The organism is Candidatus Poriferisocius sp. (assembly GCF_965219815.1).
Lineage (GTDB): Bacteria > Actinomycetota > Acidimicrobiia > Acidimicrobiales > Bin134 > Poriferisocius.
The window spans coordinates 2,136,260-2,150,618 of sequence record NZ_OZ244791.1; the positions used below are offsets into that span (position 1 = coordinate 2,136,260).

Consider the following 14,359-nt stretch of genomic DNA (forward strand, 5'->3'; position numbering starts at 1 on the left):
ACGGATTGCTACCGTCATCCAATGAGTGTCGGCAGGTCCTGGGGTGTAGGCGTTGCCGCGCTGGGTTGAGCGCCTCCCACCCCACCTCGATCCCGAACTGGTGGAGGCTGGCGACACCCGCAATGTGGTGGACGCCTACCGCTTCTGGCGCCATGAGGCCATCGTGGCCGATCTGGATGCCCGCCGCCACGGGTTCCACGTCGCAGTGGAGAACTGGCAGCACGACCTCAACATCGGCACCGTGGTGCGCAACGCCAACGCCTTCGGCGCCGCTGCGGTACACGTCGTGGGTAAGCGGCGCTGGAACCGTCGGGGGGCCATGGTCACCGACCGCTACCTCCACGTGCTGCACCATCCCGAGCTGGACGACCTGGTCGCCTGGGCCGCTGAGGCCGAGCTGCCGATCTTGGGCATCGACAACGGCCCCGGCACCGAGCCCATCGAGGGCTACTCGCTGCCCGAGCGCTGTGTGCTGCTCTTCGGCCAGGAAGGCCCTGGTCTGTCGCCCGAGGCAGTGGAGGTGTGTGAGGCGGTTCTGGCCATCACCCAGTTCGGCTCCACCCGCTCCATCAACGCCGGGGTGGCCTCAGGCATCGCCATGCACCGCTGGGTGTGCCAGCACGCCCTTTGAGCGCCCGCCGATGGCGAGCCTGGCCGCTCAGGGCCGGGGCAGCAGGTTGCGGGGGAACAGGTGGTCGAGTTCGTCCAGGGTCCACGGGTCCACCTCGGCGTGGTCGCCCCGGTAGATGGCCCGCTCCTCTCGCAGCTCGTTGAACACCGCTACCTGGCCGCCCGCGGCGTGGACCACGTGGCCGCTTATGTAGTCGGCCGCATCGGTACAAAGCCACACAACCGCAGGGGCCACGTATTCGGGCGGGGGAGTGGTGAGGTAGCTCTGCCACATCTCGTCGTCGATGATCCCCTGCTCGTGCCAGGCCTTGAAGTCGTCGTGCGACTTGGCGTGCAGCCGAGTGGCCGCTCCCGGGGCCAGGCAGTTCACGGTGACACCGGTGCCCGCCGTCTCGGTGGCCAGCGCCTTGGTCATGGAGATCACCCCGCCCATGGCCGCGGCGAACGCCGGCTGGCCCAGATCACCCAGTGCCCCGTGCGAAGTGGTGTTCACCACCCGGCCCCAACCCTGGGCCACCATCAACGGCACCGCGTGGCGGGCGATGTACCACTTCTGGGACATCTGCAAGGCAATGGTCTTGTGGTACAGCTCCGGCGCCATCTCATAGATCGACCCCTCGATAGCCGCCCCTGCGCAGTTCACCGCGATGTCGATGCGCCCGTAAGCGTCCACCGTCTGCTGCACCACCGCCCCAGCCCCATCAAAGGAAGCCACGTCTGAGTGGTTGGCCACCGCCGTGCCCCCCGCCGCCTCAATATCAGCCACCGTCTGGGCCGCATGGGAAGCATCCGCCCCGTCACCCAGTTCATCAGTCCCCAGATCGTTCACCACCACCTGCGCCCCATGCTCCGCCAACAAGAGCGCAATAGCCCGCCCAATCCCATTCCCCGCCCCCGTAACCATCGCCGCTTTTCCATCAAGCCTCTTGCTCATAGCCGCAGGGTAGCGTGGCCTGGATGGCTGCCCTGGGGTTCGACGACCTAACTGCCGGAAAACGGCTCTCGGGGGTGGTGGCTGACGGTGACGTGACTGTGGTTGCGCTCGACGTGCACGGCACCGGGTCGGCGACCTTGACCTATCGGTCGGCCACTGGAGGGCTCGGAGAGCGGATCATCACGCTGGACGACCTGGCCACCATCCAGGAGGTGTCCCAGCAAAGGTGGAGCTTCGACGCCGACGGTGCCGCATTTCGCCTGGCCTCTGAGGCTCGCCGCATGAAGTCGGCGCACTTGGCCGATCCCTATGCCGCGGTGGACACCTCCAACATCGAGCCCTACCCCCACCAGATCGACGCCGTCTACAACCGGTTCCTGGAGCAACGTCCGCTCAAGTTCCTGCTGGCCGACGACCCAGGTGCCGGCAAAACCATCATGTCGGGGCTGTTGATCCGCGAGCTGATGCTGCGAGGCGATGTGGCCCGCTGTTTGATCGTCGCCCCCGGCAGCTTGGTGGAGCAATGGCAGGATGAGATGTGGGACAAGTTCGGCCTCAGTTTCGAGCTGATGTCGCGCTCAGCGGTCGAGGCGTCGCGCACCGGCAATCCGTTTCTGGAGAAGAACCTCTTGGTGGCCAGGGTCGACCAGCTGTCACGGGCCGAAGACCTCATCGAGAAGCTCAAGCTGGCCGATTGGGACCTGGTGATCGTTGACGAGGCCCACAAGATGTCTGCTCACCTCTACGGCGATGAACTGCGCAAGACCAAGCGGTTCGAGCTGGGGGAGGTTCTAAGGGATCAAACTCGCCACTTCCTGCTGCTGTCGGCCACTCCCCACAACGGCAAGAACGAGGATTTTCTTGCCTTCATGACCCTCATCGACCCTGAGCGGTTCGCCGGACGGCTGCGCGACGACCAGATGCCCGAAACCGATGACGTGATGCGCCGACTTGTGAAGGAGAACCTGTGTACGTTCGAGGGTCGTCGCCTATTTCCCGAACGGACTGCCGAGAGCGTCAACTTCGAGCTGTCTGAGCCCGAGGCCGAGCTGTACGAAGCGGTCACCGACTACGTGCGCAATGGCATGGACCGTGCTAACCGAATGCAAGAGGAGGGGGATCGGCGACGAGGGATCATCTTCGGATTCGCCCTCGCCGCGCTCCAGCGACGCCTTGCGTCGTCACCGGCTGCCATCTACCACTCTCTGCGCCGCCGTCGAGATCGGCTAACCAATCAGGCTGCCGAACTCCGCCGCCTGAGTGCTGGCGGCAAACCTGTGTCGGTAGCGGACCTGCCCAGGGGAGTGCGATTTGCCGATCTTGTGGATTTCGACTTCGACAACTTCGATGATGTGGAGCTAGAAGAGCTTGAAGACCATGTGATCGACGCAACCACTGCTTCCTCCACCGCCGAAGAACTCGAAGCCGAGGTGGTTGAGCTAGAGGAACTCGTCAAACTAGCCGAGGCCGTACGAAGCAGCGGCGAAGACACCAAGTGGATACAACTGCGAGGCCTCCTGCGATCCGATCAATTCCGAGCTGGAAATGGTGAAGGCTCCGATGAAGGCAGCGCGCCATCGGGTCCTCGGAAGTTGATCGTGTTCTCTGAGCACAAGGACACGCTTGATTATGTGGCCGATCGGATCGCCGCTGAACTGGGCAATCCTGAGGCGGTGGCTGTCATCCACGGAGGAATCAAGCGCCATGACCGCCGAGCCATCCAAGACCGATTCCGTGTCGACCCCGCGGTGCGGGTGCTGGTGGCCACCGACGCCGCTGGTGAGGGTGTCAACCTCCAAGTGGCCAACATGATGGTCAATTACGACCTGCCGTGGAACCCGAACCGAATCGAGCAGCGGTTCGGCCGCATCCACCGCATCGGTCAGCAGCGACCCTGCCGCATGTGGAACTTGATCGCCCACGAGACCAGGGAAGGGGTGGTGTTCACCCGACTGTTCGAAAAGATCGAGCAACAACGGGGCGTCTATGGCGACCAGGTGTACGACGTGCTCGGCGACTCGCACATCAACACTTCCCTCCAAGAACTGCTGCTCAAGGCCATTACCGCTGATGACGATCCTGCCCATCTCGAATACATGAATGAAGTGATCGAAAGCGACTACGGGCACCATCTGGTGGATGTGTTGAAACAGCGGGCCCTGGTCGGCGACCTTGCTGATCCCGCGGCCAACGACAAGATCCGCGAAGACATGGAGCGAGCCCGGGCCCGCAAGCTGCAACCGTGGTTCGTCCACGCATTCTTCTCCGAGGCTCTTCGCCGATACGGAGGGCGCATCGTGGGCCGAGAGCAGGGCCGGTTCGAGATAACGCGGATTCCGGCGGCGATCCGCTCTCTTGCCGACGCAGCACTCGGCCCGGTACACGACCGATACGAGCGGGTGACCTTCGACAAGGCCTGTATCCAGATCGACGGAGGCGACCGAGCCGAGCTGATTTCACCGGGCACCCCGCTGCTCACCGCGGTCATCAACAAGGTGCTGGCCGATCACGAGCGCACGCTGTCGCGGGGTGCCACCCTGGTTGACCCCGAAGACCGGTCAACCAATCCCCGGCTGCTGGTATACCTCGATCATTCCGTCACCGACGGGCGAGAGGTCCACGGCCACCGCCAAGTGGTGTCGAGGCGATTCCAGTACGTAGAGATCGACCACCAAGGCAATGCCAAAAGCGCCGGAAACGAGCCCTACATCGGTTACGCCCCACTGGGTGAGGAAGATCGGGCGCTGCTCGACGGCCATCTCGACTTGGACTGGGCCGATCACACCGCCGAAGAGACCGCGAAGAGCTGGGCCATAGAGCATCTCTCCCAACCCCACTTCGAGGAGATCAACCGGGTGACCGAAGCTCGTGTCGACAAAGTCCGAGCGGCGGTGAGAGAACGCCTCGAAGCCGAGGTCCGCTACTGGGATTTGCGTGCTGAAGAGCTGAAAGCCCAGGAGCTCGCGGGCCAGAAACCCCGACTCAATTCGGGCCGTGCGAGGGCTCGGGCCGAGGATCTAGCGGCCAGGCTGGTTCGCCGCCGATTGGATCTAGACCAGGAGAGCGACCTCCACAACAGCCCGCCCACCGTCGTCGGTGCGGCCATCATCGTCCCCCAAGGCCTCATCGACCATCTCCGAGGCATGCCGCCCGACCCCAAAGACACCGCCGACAAGATGGAGACCGACCGCCGAGCTGTTGCCGCCGTCCTCGAAGCCGAGCGGACCCTCGGCCGCATCCCCGAGGCCCAGTCTCACAGCAACCCCGGCTACGACGTGCTCTCCGTCGACCCCGATACCGGCACCCACTACTTCATCGAAGTCAAAGGCCATCTCCCCCGCACCACCGAAATCCACATCAGCGCCCAACAGATCAGCAAAGCCAAATCCCTCCCCGACCGCTGGCGTCTAGCCATCGTCTCCGTCCCCGACGACCCCACCGAGCTCCCAACAGCCCACTACCTCATAGACCCCTTCACCGACTACACCCCCCACTTCGCCCAAACCGGCCTAGCCCTCAACGTCGCCGATCTCTTGGCCGTATCTGGCTCTCCGAGTTAATGCGCGGAGTACCAATGGTGCATTCGTGATGGCATGAATACTTGCTACAAGAGTCAGTATGCGTGATACGGTAAAGACATCCCAAAGGAGGGGACCAGCTCATGGCAGAGACACGCACAACCACTGTACGCCAGAGTGCTGAGCAGGCAGCCGAGCTAGATGCCGTCGCACGCGTCGATGGTGTCTCCGCATCGGAGGTCATCCGCTCAGCGATTTCTGAGCTCATTGAGAGACGTCGCCAAGACCCTGAATTTCAGGCCCGACTCCAGCGGATGATGGAGGAGGAGCGCGTCGTTCTTGAGAGGTTGGCTCAGTGATATGACCGTTCAGTGCCTCGGCCTTGAAGATTTCCTGTTGATCGCAGAATCGGTCACGGGGACAGAGGTCGAGGCACTGGCGCGTCTACCTGGATTGCACAGGGCCGAGCATGCTCTCTCAGCTCCAACCGCAGGAATTGAAGGATTCGAATACTATCCGAGCTTTGCCGAGAAGGCGGCGGCGATGGCCTTTCAGCTAATCAAAGGTCATCCACTAGTCGATGGCAACAAACGCGTTGGGTATCTGTGTCTTATTGAATTTGCAAGGAGAAACGGATATGAGTGGGTGGCACCGCCAGATGATGGGCCAGATAGGAATGAGACAGTAAAGGTCATTGAGGGGGTTGCCGCAGGCTCAGTTAGCCGAGAAGAGCTAATCGACTGGATCGAGCAGCGACTAGTGGAACCGGAAGTTAGCCATGAAGGGTGAAATGACCCTTCCATGGGAAAGTGGTGAAAACCCTCGGGGTACGGCGGATCTAGAGTTGCCACTAATCTATATCGCTTCACCGCTAACTCGTGCCAATGATTCGGATGAAGAACGCAGACTTGTGGGTTTTGAGGTAGACAAAATAGTTAATATAGTTCAAGATCCGCATTTCGATGGCGGGCCACTAAAATACCGAACCCATGCCCCAGCAGTTCTGAGTGCCCCTTGGATTAGCAACGCAAGTTCTTGGCAGATATTCCGAAAGAACACACTTTTGGTCCTAGCGGAAGCAGATGCTTTGATTGTATTGTCACTACAAGGAGGAAGTGCTGGAACTGGACAAGAAATCGAAATGGCAACTCAACGTGGTCTGCCAATCTTGTACTTGGTACCTCAGGGGGATTCGATTAGTCGACAGATCGAGGGTAACCCACTTATTGATTGTCAAAAATATGATCAACCTGACGAGTTGGATCAAGTGATCAGAGCCTTCATTAATCGGAACAAGTCCCAAATCGATCACGGCCCCACCAGGAGACGTAACGCCACCATTCTTTACTCTGCTCTGCAAGAGGAACTTCGCGAGAAATGGGTTACATTGAGCGGAGAAGGCCAGAATGAAATAACAGCTCAGCTTGGTCTGGAACCCGCCTATCTTGATCATTACCTATCAAGTCCACTACTGGTTGCAACGATGGCGCACAATCAACTGCTTATGATCGGCATAGCACTAGGAGTCGATGTACCAGGATTCTTCACAACTTTTACCAGAACTCTGTCGATGCAGGAGATAAGCGCCCTAGTGTCTGCCAAGGAGGAGTATGAATGGTCTGACGAACATTCGGAGAGATTACTTCAGCGTGCGGAACGACTGAAAGTTTCAGATGGAGTGCGAAGGCTTTTGCTAAACAGTCCAGCTGATTGGAAGCGGCTGAAGGAGACACTCGGATTGTGAATACTCTTGCTGAGAAGCTTGCAGCTAGGGTGTCCAAAGAATTTGGTCTCGGAGACCCTCCGATTGATGTGGAGAGGCTGGCATGTAAACTTGGTGTGGATAGTATCAGCGACCGACCTCTGCTCGAAGATGGACGCTTGGAAAGGTACGAAGGTTCTACAAGTATTCTAGTGCGGTCAGATATCTCACCAAAGAGACGTCGTTTTACGATAGCTCATGAATTGGGACATCTCTTGTTGATGGCACCGAATTCTGAGTTCGTGGCAGCAAGGCATATTATTGGCAAAGATGTGGAAGAGAGATTTTGCGAAGATTTTGCTGGGGCGTTGTTATTACCTGCCTGGTGGGTCAAGGAGACTATCCACGATCGGCCCCGTACCCTTCACACACTGCGGGTTATCGCTGGTAGGTCAAATACATCGTTAGCTGCGTCTTGTGTGCGGATGAAGAAGATATCAGGGTGGCAGAGCACCCTATTGTGTTGGAATCGCCATGAGAGCAATTGGCACTTTCAATGGGCAGCAGGTCTGCCAAACGGCTTTGAAGGTAGAATTCGTTCTTCAGATCACACTTCTGCCATCTTGAATTCTCATGATATGAGTGGAGATGTCGACATAGAGTTGCCCCTTAGGATTAGTGGAACTGAGAAGAGGGTTCCGGCCCAGGTGTCTGTGCGTCATGGTTCGGCTATCGCCCTCGCGGTCCTCATCTAGTTGCCGCCAACTCCTGAGCTGGCCTCAGAACCGTGCAGCAGTCGGCATGCTGACGGGGCAAAAGGAGGAGTTGGAGCAACTTCCACCCATGTAGTATCGGGCCGTCAGGCCGCCCTGTTTCGAGGTACCCGGGCACGGAAAGGGCGCAGCAAATCTGAACCGAAAAAATCGAGCCTTCGCGTGATTGTGGGGTTGGGGGTGGTTGAGGGTCCCTGAGTTGGGGTCGAGGCCCTGCTGGAGTTGGTGATGTTCATGTCGCCTATCCCAGAGGGCCCCGATGAGTTCAGATGTTATGCGGGTGCGGTTGCACTTGCGCCGGGTTCGCGTGCTGGCGGTGGTTTCGGACACGCCGTTGGAGTTGGTTGTGGAGGTGGAGTCGGCGGTGCGCCGGCCCCGGTGCCCGGGCTGCGGGGCCGCGTGCTCGGGGGTCCATGATGTGCGGGTCAAAGAGGTCCGCGACCTGGAGGTGTCGGGCCGGGCGGTGACGCTGTTGTGGAAGAGGCGCAGGCTGGTGTGCGGTGGATGCGACAGGCGGTTTGTGGAGGGCCACCCGGCGTTCGAGGGCCGCCTGACGGCCCGTCTGGCCCGCCGGCTGGTCGCTGATGCCAGGGCCATGCCGATCCGACAGGTGGCCCGCCGCCACGGCGTCGGCTGGCATCAGGTCAACGACTTGGTGCGGGCATGGGCCGGGGTGGTCGCCGAGCGGCGAAGAAGCCTGCGGTGCCGGGTGCTTTTGGTCGATGAGACCTCGATCCGCAAGCGCCACCGCTACGTGACCGTGATCGTCAACGCGGACACCGGCCAGACCCTGGCGATGGTCCCGCACCGCAGCACAGCCGCCCTGGCAGGGTTTTTGGCGCAGCAGGGGCACAAATGGTGCAAACAGGTCAAAGTCGTGGTCACCGACGGGTCCCCCGCCTACAAAGCGGCCATCGACGCCCGCTTGGGCCACGCCCGCCATGTCCTGGACCGGTTCCACGTCATCAGATGGTTCTCCTCGGGGCTTGTCGCGGTGCGCCGCGACGTCCAGCGCCGACAGCGCCAGGGAGGCAAACCGGCGTTCGATCCCGAGGTGTTCAAAGCCCGGTTCATGCTGCTGCGCCGACAAGACGCCCTCACCACAGCAGACCAGGACCGCCTCGACGGCCTCTTCGAAGCCCACCCCCGCCTCCGCACCGCCTGGCAGGCGCTTCAACAGCTCCGGGGCATCTACGAAGCCCAAGACCACGACCAAGCCCTCGAAGCCCTCAACCGGCTCGGCGACCTCTACCTGAACCTCCCCGGGTTTTATGCAGGCTGTTTTGTTTGTGTGTCGGCCTGGCGGCCTGGGTTTTGTTGACGATAGTGGTTGGCCTCGTGCTCGGCCGGCGGGATGCGGCCGATGCTGTGGTGCAGGCGGCGGCAGTTGAACCAGTCGACCCATTCCAGGGTGGCGAGCTCGAGGTCGTCGAGGCCGCGCCAGGGGCCTTTGTTGCGGACTAGCTCGGTCTTGTAGAGGCCGATGATCGTTTCGGCCAGGGCGTTGTCGTATGAGTCGCCGCGCGATCCGACGGAGGCGACGATGTCGTTTTCGGCGAGCCGCTCGGTGTAGCGGATGGAAAGGTATTGGGTGCCGCGGTCGGAGTGGTGGACCAGGCCGCCGAGATCGGCGCCGACGCGGTTGCGCTCCCAGATGGCTTGCTCGAGGGCGTGCAGCGCCAAATCTGAGCGCAAAGAGCGCGATGCGTGCCAGCCGACGATGCGCCGGCTGTAGGCGTCGGTGACGAACGACGCGTAGACGAACCCCGACCAGGTCCGCACATAGGTCAAGTCCGCGACCCACAGCCGGTTCGGGGCGGTGGCGCTGAACCGGCGCTCGACGAGGTCCCGGGGCCGCGCCGCGGTGTCGTCGGCGACTGTCGTGCGCCGCGGGCGGCCCCGTACCGCGCCGGCAAGTTCCAGGTCGCGCATGAGCCGCTCGACAGTGCAGCGCGCCACCCGATGGCCCTCGCGGTTGAGCTGCGCCCACACCTTCGGCGCCCCGTAGACCCCGAAGTTCTCGGCGTGGATCCGGGCGATCTCGACCTTGAGCTCATCGTCGCGCCTGGCCCTGGCCGACGGCGCCCGCCGCTTCGCCGACCAATACGTCGACGGGGCGAACTGCAAAGCCCTGCAGATCGGCTCGACCCCGAAACGCTCCCGATGGGCGTCGACGAAGTTCACCATCACCTGCGCGGGCGGTCGAGCTCCGCCGCGAAAAAAGCCGACGCCGATTTCAAGATCTCGTTCGCCCGGCGCAACTCCCAGTTCTCCCGCTCCAGCTCCTTGAGCCGCTCGCGCTCATCGGTCGAAAGACCCGGCCGCCGGCCCTCGTCGACCTCCCAGCGGCGCACCCAGCGGCGCACCGTCTCCGCCGTGGGCCCCAGCTTCTCGGCGACCGACAAAATCGCCTCCCACTGCGAACCGCCCCGACGCTCGGCCTCAAAGACCATACGCACCGCACGCTCGCGGAACTCCACCGGGTACCTCCCCGGCCCCCTTCGCACTGTCATGGCTCCATCCTCCCAAGGAACAGAGCCTGCGCAATACCCGGGGAGGTTCAACCTCACCGGAGAGATCCCCGAGTTCCACGACACCGTGAACGCCATCATCGAATGGTCCGACGAGATCCTCGACTGGCACCACACCGGCCAGCCCTCAAACGGCCGCATCGAGGGGACCAACAACCTCCTCCAAGTCCTAAGACGCACCGCCCACGGCTTCACCAACCCCGCCAACTTCCAAGCCAGAGGCCTACTGATAACATGACCCCACACCGACACCAGCAACCCCAAACCCACACTTTCGCGCAGTGAGGTTCTGAGGTTCCCCCCTTTTCGTGGAGACATGCTCTATAAGGAGGAGCTATGTCCAGACCGCGAAGAGATTATGACCGGGAGTTCCGTGATGGGGCTGTCCGGATCGTCAAGGAGACCGGCCGGCCGGTGGCCCACGTCGCCCGGGAGCTCGGCGTCAACGAGGGCACGCTCGGGAATTGGGTGCGCCGGGACCGAGACGAGCGCTCGGGCGGGCTGAGCGGCGACGAGCGGGCCGAGCTGGCCCGGCTGCGCCGCCGGGTCGCCGAGCTGGAGATGGAGCGTGATGTGCTCAAACGATCCGTGGTCCTTTGGGTCAACGAGGCGACGCGGTGACCGCAGGGTTCATCGCGGCCCAAAGGACCGACCACGGTGTGCCTCACTCTGTGGCTTGCAGAGCGCTGGGCGTGGCGGAATCCACGTTCTACAAGCACCTCGACCGGCCGCTGACCGATCGGCAGCGGCGTCGCCGGGCGCTGGACGCCGAGGTGAAAAAGGCGTTCGACGAATCGGACGGCACCTACGGGTCGCCCAGGGTGCGCGCCCGGCTGCGACGCGATGGCCTGTCGGTGTCGAAGAAGACGGTGGAGGCCTCGATGGCCCGCCAGGGCCTGTGCGCCCGCCCCAAACGCAAAAAGGGCCTCACCAGCCCCGACAGCTCCCATGCGGCCCCCACAGACCTTCTGGGCCGCGACTTCAGCGCGACAGGGGTCAACCAGAAATGGTGCGGCGACTTCAAACAGGTTCCCACCGCCGAGGGCCCGGTGTTCCTCGCGACCGTCGAGGACCTCTACTCCAGGCGCATGGTCGGCTTCGCCACCTCCGACCGGTACCCGACCGCCGAGCTGGCCAAACAGGCCATCAACACCGCGGTCGCCACCAGAGGCGGCAACGTCAAAGGCGTCATCTTCCACTCGGACAAGGGATCGCAAGCCGGATTCAATCGGTCGTCGCAACACCGGGTTGTTGAGCGCAGTGTAGGTGTTCGTTGAGGGTTTCGGCGGGTGTTTTCCAGCCGAGTACTTTGCGGGGTCTGTTGTTGAGCGTGGCGGCGACTGCTTCGATCTCTTCTGCTGACCATCGCGAGAGGTCGGTGCCCTTGGGGAAGTATTGGCGCAGCAGGCCGTTGGTGTTCTCGTTGGTTCCGCGCTGCCAGGGGCTCTTCGGGTCGGCGAAGTAGACGGGGATGTCGGTGGCGGCGGTGAACTCGGCGTGGGCGGAGAGCTCCTTGCCCCGGTCCCAGGTCAAAGAGCGTTGGATCTGTTCGGGGAGGGTGGACATCGAGCGTGACAGTGCGTTCTTCATGGTGACCGCTCCGTAGCCGGCGAGGGCCGGCCCGTTCTTGGTTCTGGGCTGTTTGCCGTAGCCGGGCTCTCGTGGCAGGTGGATCAGCATCGTGAACCGGGTGGTGCGCTCGACGAGGGTGCCGATGGCGGAGCGCTTGAGGCCGATCACCAGGTCGCCTTCCCAGTGTCCGGGGACTGCCCGGTCGGCGGCCTCGGCGGGGCGTTCGCTGATCAACACGTCGTCGGTGACGTGGTCCCAGGCCCGGCGCCCCACTCGGGCTCGGGGGACCCGCAGGGCGCGCCCGGTCCGCAGGCACGCGACCAGGTCGCGTTTGAGGGCGCCGCGGCCCTCGACGTAGAGAGCCTGATAGATGGCTTCGTGGCTGATCCGCATGGACCCATCATGGGGGAAGTCGACCGGCAGGCGCCGTGCGATCTGCTCGGGGCTCCAGGCCTGCACCCAGCGCCGGTCGCCGCGGTGGGGCTTGTTCTTGCCGTTCCACTGAGGGCCCTCGGGGCCCAGCACCCGCCCATCGGGCGCCTGGACGCGCCCCGAGAGGCGGTCCTGCACATAGCATCGGAGCCGGTCGTTGACAGCCAGCTTCGCAGGCTTGGGGCGACGGGCGCGGCGCTCGGCATGCCACTGGGCGATCGTCGCTTTGTACTCGAGCCGAAACGTCCTCGTCGACGCGTTCCGGCGCAACTCCCGCGAGACCGTCGACGCAGACCGGCCGAGCCTCCGGGCTATCTCACGCACCCCGGCGCCCTGAGCACGCCACAAGGCGATCTCCTCTCGCTCGGCAAACGACAGATAGCGGCCCGACACCGCCGGGGGAAGGAAAGGGTTCACACCGCCAGCGTGCCGGAACCACCGGTACCCGACCGGCGCCGACACCCCGGCCGAAGCCGCCGCGTCGCCAGTCTTTTCCCCACCGGCGACAGCCTCCCAAAACCTCACCCGATCCCGCCGCCACGCCACCGTCGGCCGCCCCGGCGACGGAACCTGCCCCGATACAGCCGAACCTCCCGCTGCCGCTCCACCATCGTCACCATCAAACACCTCCATCGTCAAGGTGTTGCGACGACCGATTGAATCCGGCCAATACACCTCAGAAGCCTTCGCCGCCGCCTGCCGGCGGCTCGGCATCTCACGGTCCACCGGAAGAACCGGCAACGCGCTGGACAACGCGCCGGCCGAGTCGTTCTTCTCCACGCTCACCCACGAACTCATCTCACGCCGGGCCTGGACCACCAGAGCCCGGGCCCGACGAGAAATCACCCTATGGGTCCACACCTGGTACAACCAGCACCGCCTCCACTCCGCAATCGGAATGACCAGCCCCGTAGAATACGAACAGGCCCACAACCCCGACCCTCAAAAACAAACTCTCCACGATTAGGGGGGAAGCTCAGTTCCCCCCGTTGTCCGGTCACTTGGTTTGTGCGGCTTGTTCTAGTGGTTGTCGGTGGTGGTCCTCCCATTCTGTGGGGGTGTGGTAGTCGAGGGTGGAGTGGATTCTGCGGGTGTTGTAGCGGCCGATCCAGGCGAAGATCTCGCGGCGGGCCTGGTTGCGGGTCGCGAAGCGGGTTTGTGTGACGAGCTCGCGTTTGAGGGATGCGAAGAACGACCCCCATATCATGCTCACAGTCCCAGCAGTTCCCGACTCGCCCGGCGGATTGGCGCATCTGGTGGCGGGCCAGCGCGGAGGCGTGTTGCCCCGAGAGGTATTGCGGGCCGCGGTCGGAGTGGAATATCACCCCGGCGGTGCGGTGGCCTCTGGACGCGGCGGCGGTGTCCAGGGCGTCGACGACGAGCTCTGAGCGGGCGTGGTCGGCCATGGAGTAGCCGATGAGCCTCCGCGAGCCGACGTCGAGCACGACGGCGAGGTGCAGCCAGCCCTGTCCGGTGGGGACATAGGTGATGTCGCTGGCCCACACCCGATCCGGCCGGCCGGGGCGGAACCGCCGGCGCACCAGGTCCTCGGGCGCCGATCCGGAGGGGCCTGAGCCCTTGAGGCGGGGCTTGCGCCGCTTGTGGATGCCGCAGATGCCGTTGCGTCGCATGAGCCTCTCGACGCGCTTGCGGTTGGCCCTGCGGCCCTGCCGGCGCAGCTGTGCGGTGACCCCGGGCGACCCGTAGGCGCCGCCCGACTCGGCGTGGACGGCGCGTATAGCGCCCACCAGCTCGGCGTCGGCCAGCTCCCTCGGGCTCGGGCCCGCCTTTTGGCGCACGGACCAGTCGTAGAACGCCTGGCGGCTCACACCGGCCGCATCGCACGCTGGTTTCGTCGGGAACCCCTCGGCCCTCCGGGCAGCCACCCACAAATAGCGGGTCACTCTCCCAACTCCTTCACCCAGAAGGCCGTCGCTCGCATGGCAGCTCACACTCCATCCGCAGCTTCGAGTTCTCCCGGCGCAACCGCACCAGCTCCGAGCGCTCCCCAGTCGCCAGACCCGGCCTGTCGCCCCGGTCGATGCGGGCCTGGCGCACCCAATTGCCCAAATTGGACTCGCCGATCCCCAGATCGCGCGCCACATGGGCCACCGGCCGGTCGCCGTCCAACACCAACGCCACAGCGTCAGCCTTGAACTCCTTGCTGAAACGCCGCCTGGTCCTGCCCGGCGGCCTGCCCCTTTCCATCAAAGACATAGTTACCCCCTAATCGAGGTGACCGGCCAAAGGGGGGATACTCAAACGGG

At 63.3% G+C, this 14,359-nt stretch carries 15 protein-coding genes, 2 pseudogenes and 1 other annotated feature; of the genes and pseudogenes, 11 read left to right on the top strand and 6 right to left on the bottom strand.

The features are described 5' to 3' along the window. Nucleotides 1-52 precede the first annotated feature (52 nt). Complete coding sequence (locus tag ACOQPI_RS10235) at nucleotides 53-631, top strand: TrmH family RNA methyltransferase (protein WP_420619553.1); 579 nt, start codon at nucleotides 53-55, stop codon at nucleotides 629-631. A 27-nt stretch (nucleotides 632-658) separates the two neighbouring features. On the opposite strand, the gene ACOQPI_RS10240 is transcribed toward ACOQPI_RS10235, so the two are convergent. After that, on the bottom strand, nucleotides 659-1,564 hold the full coding sequence (locus ACOQPI_RS10240) for an SDR family NAD(P)-dependent oxidoreductase (protein ID WP_420619554.1): 906 nt from the start codon (nucleotides 1,562-1,564) through the stop codon (nucleotides 659-661). 23 nt (nucleotides 1,565-1,587) lie between these two features. Between ACOQPI_RS10240 and ACOQPI_RS10245 the strand changes: the two genes are divergently transcribed. From ACOQPI_RS10245 to ACOQPI_RS10270, 6 genes are all read left to right on the top strand, one after another. Continuing rightward, nucleotides 1,588-5,124, top strand: coding sequence for a helicase-related protein (locus ACOQPI_RS10245; RefSeq protein WP_420619555.1), 3,537 nt, complete (start codon nucleotides 1,588-1,590; stop codon nucleotides 5,122-5,124). Between the two features lie 101 nt (nucleotides 5,125-5,225). Beyond that, nucleotides 5,226-5,441 carry a ribbon-helix-helix protein, CopG family gene (locus tag ACOQPI_RS10250; RefSeq protein ID WP_420619556.1) on the top strand — a complete coding sequence of 72 codons (216 nt, stop codon included), beginning with the start codon at nucleotides 5,226-5,228 and terminating at the stop codon, nucleotides 5,439-5,441. A 37-nt stretch (nucleotides 5,442-5,478) separates the two neighbouring features. Further along, nucleotides 5,479-5,871 carry a type II toxin-antitoxin system death-on-curing family toxin gene (locus ACOQPI_RS10255; protein WP_420619557.1) on the top strand — a complete coding sequence of 131 codons (393 nt, stop codon included), beginning with the start codon at nucleotides 5,479-5,481 and terminating at the stop codon, nucleotides 5,869-5,871. Next, nucleotides 5,861-6,826, top strand: a complete 966-nt coding sequence (locus ACOQPI_RS10260; protein WP_420619558.1) for a hypothetical protein — start codon at nucleotides 5,861-5,863, stop codon at nucleotides 6,824-6,826. Before ACOQPI_RS10255 ends, ACOQPI_RS10260 begins: the two co-directional genes overlap by 11 nt. A gap of 95 nt (nucleotides 6,827-6,921) precedes the next feature. Beyond that, complete coding sequence (locus ACOQPI_RS10265) at nucleotides 6,922-7,539, top strand: ImmA/IrrE family metallo-endopeptidase (RefSeq protein ID WP_420621022.1); 618 nt, start codon at nucleotides 6,922-6,924, stop codon at nucleotides 7,537-7,539. 277 nt (nucleotides 7,540-7,816) lie between these two features. After that, nucleotides 7,817-8,878, top strand: coding sequence for an ISL3 family transposase (locus ACOQPI_RS10270; RefSeq protein WP_420619559.1), 1,062 nt, complete (start codon nucleotides 7,817-7,819; stop codon nucleotides 8,876-8,878). Here the strand turns inward: ACOQPI_RS10270 and ACOQPI_RS10275 are convergent. Further along, a protein-coding gene (locus ACOQPI_RS10275) for an IS3 family transposase (RefSeq protein WP_420618439.1) occupies nucleotides 8,827-10,070 on the bottom strand; the annotation gives its coding sequence in 2 pieces (ribosomal slippage) (nucleotides 8,827-9,776 and nucleotides 9,776-10,070; 1,245 coding nt in all). The two genes, ACOQPI_RS10270 and ACOQPI_RS10275, sit on opposite strands and share 52 nt — an antisense overlap. Further along, nucleotides 9,670-9,783: a sequence feature (AL1L pseudoknot), on the bottom strand. It overlaps the preceding gene by 114 nt. Here ACOQPI_RS10275 and ACOQPI_RS10280 point away from each other — a divergent pair. The 3 genes from ACOQPI_RS10280 to ACOQPI_RS10290 all read left to right on the top strand — a co-directional run bounded on the left by ACOQPI_RS10280 (nucleotide 10,069) and on the right by ACOQPI_RS10290 (nucleotide 11,365). Further along, on the top strand, nucleotides 10,069-10,326 hold the full coding sequence (locus ACOQPI_RS10280; protein WP_420619560.1) for a transposase: 258 nt from the start codon (nucleotides 10,069-10,071) through the stop codon (nucleotides 10,324-10,326). The two genes, ACOQPI_RS10275 and ACOQPI_RS10280, sit on opposite strands and share 2 nt — an antisense overlap. A 98-nt stretch (nucleotides 10,327-10,424) precedes the next feature. Then, nucleotides 10,425-10,709 carry a transposase gene (locus ACOQPI_RS10285; protein ID WP_420618060.1) on the top strand — a complete coding sequence of 95 codons (285 nt, stop codon included), beginning with the start codon at nucleotides 10,425-10,427 and terminating at the stop codon, nucleotides 10,707-10,709. After that, nucleotides 10,706-11,365, top strand: a complete 660-nt coding sequence (locus tag ACOQPI_RS10290; RefSeq protein ID WP_420619561.1) for an IS3 family transposase — start codon at nucleotides 10,706-10,708, stop codon at nucleotides 11,363-11,365. Before ACOQPI_RS10285 ends, ACOQPI_RS10290 begins: the two co-directional genes overlap by 4 nt. Here the strand turns inward: ACOQPI_RS10290 and ACOQPI_RS10295 are convergent. After that, nucleotides 11,313-12,703: pseudogene (locus ACOQPI_RS10295) on the bottom strand (IS30 family transposase). The gene ACOQPI_RS10290 and the pseudogene ACOQPI_RS10295 sit on opposite strands and share 53 nt — an antisense overlap. A 29-nt stretch (nucleotides 12,704-12,732) precedes the next feature. On the opposite strand from ACOQPI_RS10295, the gene ACOQPI_RS10300 reads away from it, so the two are divergent. Beyond that, nucleotides 12,733-13,059: a transposase gene (locus ACOQPI_RS10300; RefSeq protein ID WP_420619562.1), complete on the top strand. Its 327-nt coding sequence runs from the start codon at nucleotides 12,733-12,735 to the stop codon at nucleotides 13,057-13,059. 30 nt (nucleotides 13,060-13,089) lie between these two features. On the opposite strand, the gene ACOQPI_RS10305 is transcribed toward ACOQPI_RS10300, so the two are convergent. The 3 genes and pseudogenes from ACOQPI_RS10305 to ACOQPI_RS10315 all read right to left on the bottom strand — a co-directional run bounded on the left by ACOQPI_RS10305 (nucleotide 13,090) and on the right by ACOQPI_RS10315 (nucleotide 14,309). Continuing rightward, entirely contained in the window at nucleotides 13,090-13,299 is a 210-nt protein-coding gene (locus tag ACOQPI_RS10305) for an IS3 family transposase (protein WP_420621023.1), read from the bottom strand. Between the two features lie 67 nt (nucleotides 13,300-13,366). Beyond that, nucleotides 13,367-14,044, bottom strand: a pseudogene (locus ACOQPI_RS10310) (IS3 family transposase); the annotation flags it as partial. After that, entirely contained in the window at nucleotides 14,010-14,309 is a 300-nt protein-coding gene (locus ACOQPI_RS10315) for a transposase (protein ID WP_420619563.1), read from the bottom strand. The gene ACOQPI_RS10315 and the pseudogene ACOQPI_RS10310, both read right to left, overlap by 35 nt. Nucleotides 14,310-14,359: the final 50 nt, after the last annotated feature.

What these genes read in the sequence shown, in the direction of transcription:
- ACOQPI_RS10240 (WP_420619554.1), bottom strand. Translation starts at nt 1,564, where the DNA reads ATGAGCAAGAGGCTTGATGGAAAAGCGGCGATGGTTACGGGGGCGGGG.
- ACOQPI_RS10245 (WP_420619555.1), top strand. Translation starts at nt 1,588, where the DNA reads ATGGCTGCCCTGGGGTTCGACGACCTAACTGCCGGAAAACGGCTCTCG.
- ACOQPI_RS10250 (WP_420619556.1), top strand. Translation starts at nt 5,226, where the DNA reads ATGGCAGAGACACGCACAACCACTGTACGCCAGAGTGCTGAGCAGGCA.
- ACOQPI_RS10260 (WP_420619558.1), top strand. Translation starts at nt 5,861, where the DNA reads ATGAAGGGTGAAATGACCCTTCCATGGGAAAGTGGTGAAAACCCTCGG.
- ACOQPI_RS10270 (WP_420619559.1), top strand. Translation starts at nt 7,817, where the DNA reads ATGAGTTCAGATGTTATGCGGGTGCGGTTGCACTTGCGCCGGGTTCGC.
- ACOQPI_RS10280 (WP_420619560.1), top strand. Translation starts at nt 10,069, where the DNA reads ATGGCTCCATCCTCCCAAGGAACAGAGCCTGCGCAATACCCGGGGAGG.
- ACOQPI_RS10285 (WP_420618060.1), top strand. Translation starts at nt 10,425, where the DNA reads ATGTCCAGACCGCGAAGAGATTATGACCGGGAGTTCCGTGATGGGGCT.
- ACOQPI_RS10305 (WP_420621023.1), bottom strand. Translation starts at nt 13,299, where the DNA reads ATGATATGGGGGTCGTTCTTCGCATCCCTCAAACGCGAGCTCGTCACA.
- ACOQPI_RS10315 (WP_420619563.1), bottom strand. Translation starts at nt 14,309, where the DNA reads ATGTCTTTGATGGAAAGGGGCAGGCCGCCGGGCAGGACCAGGCGGCGT.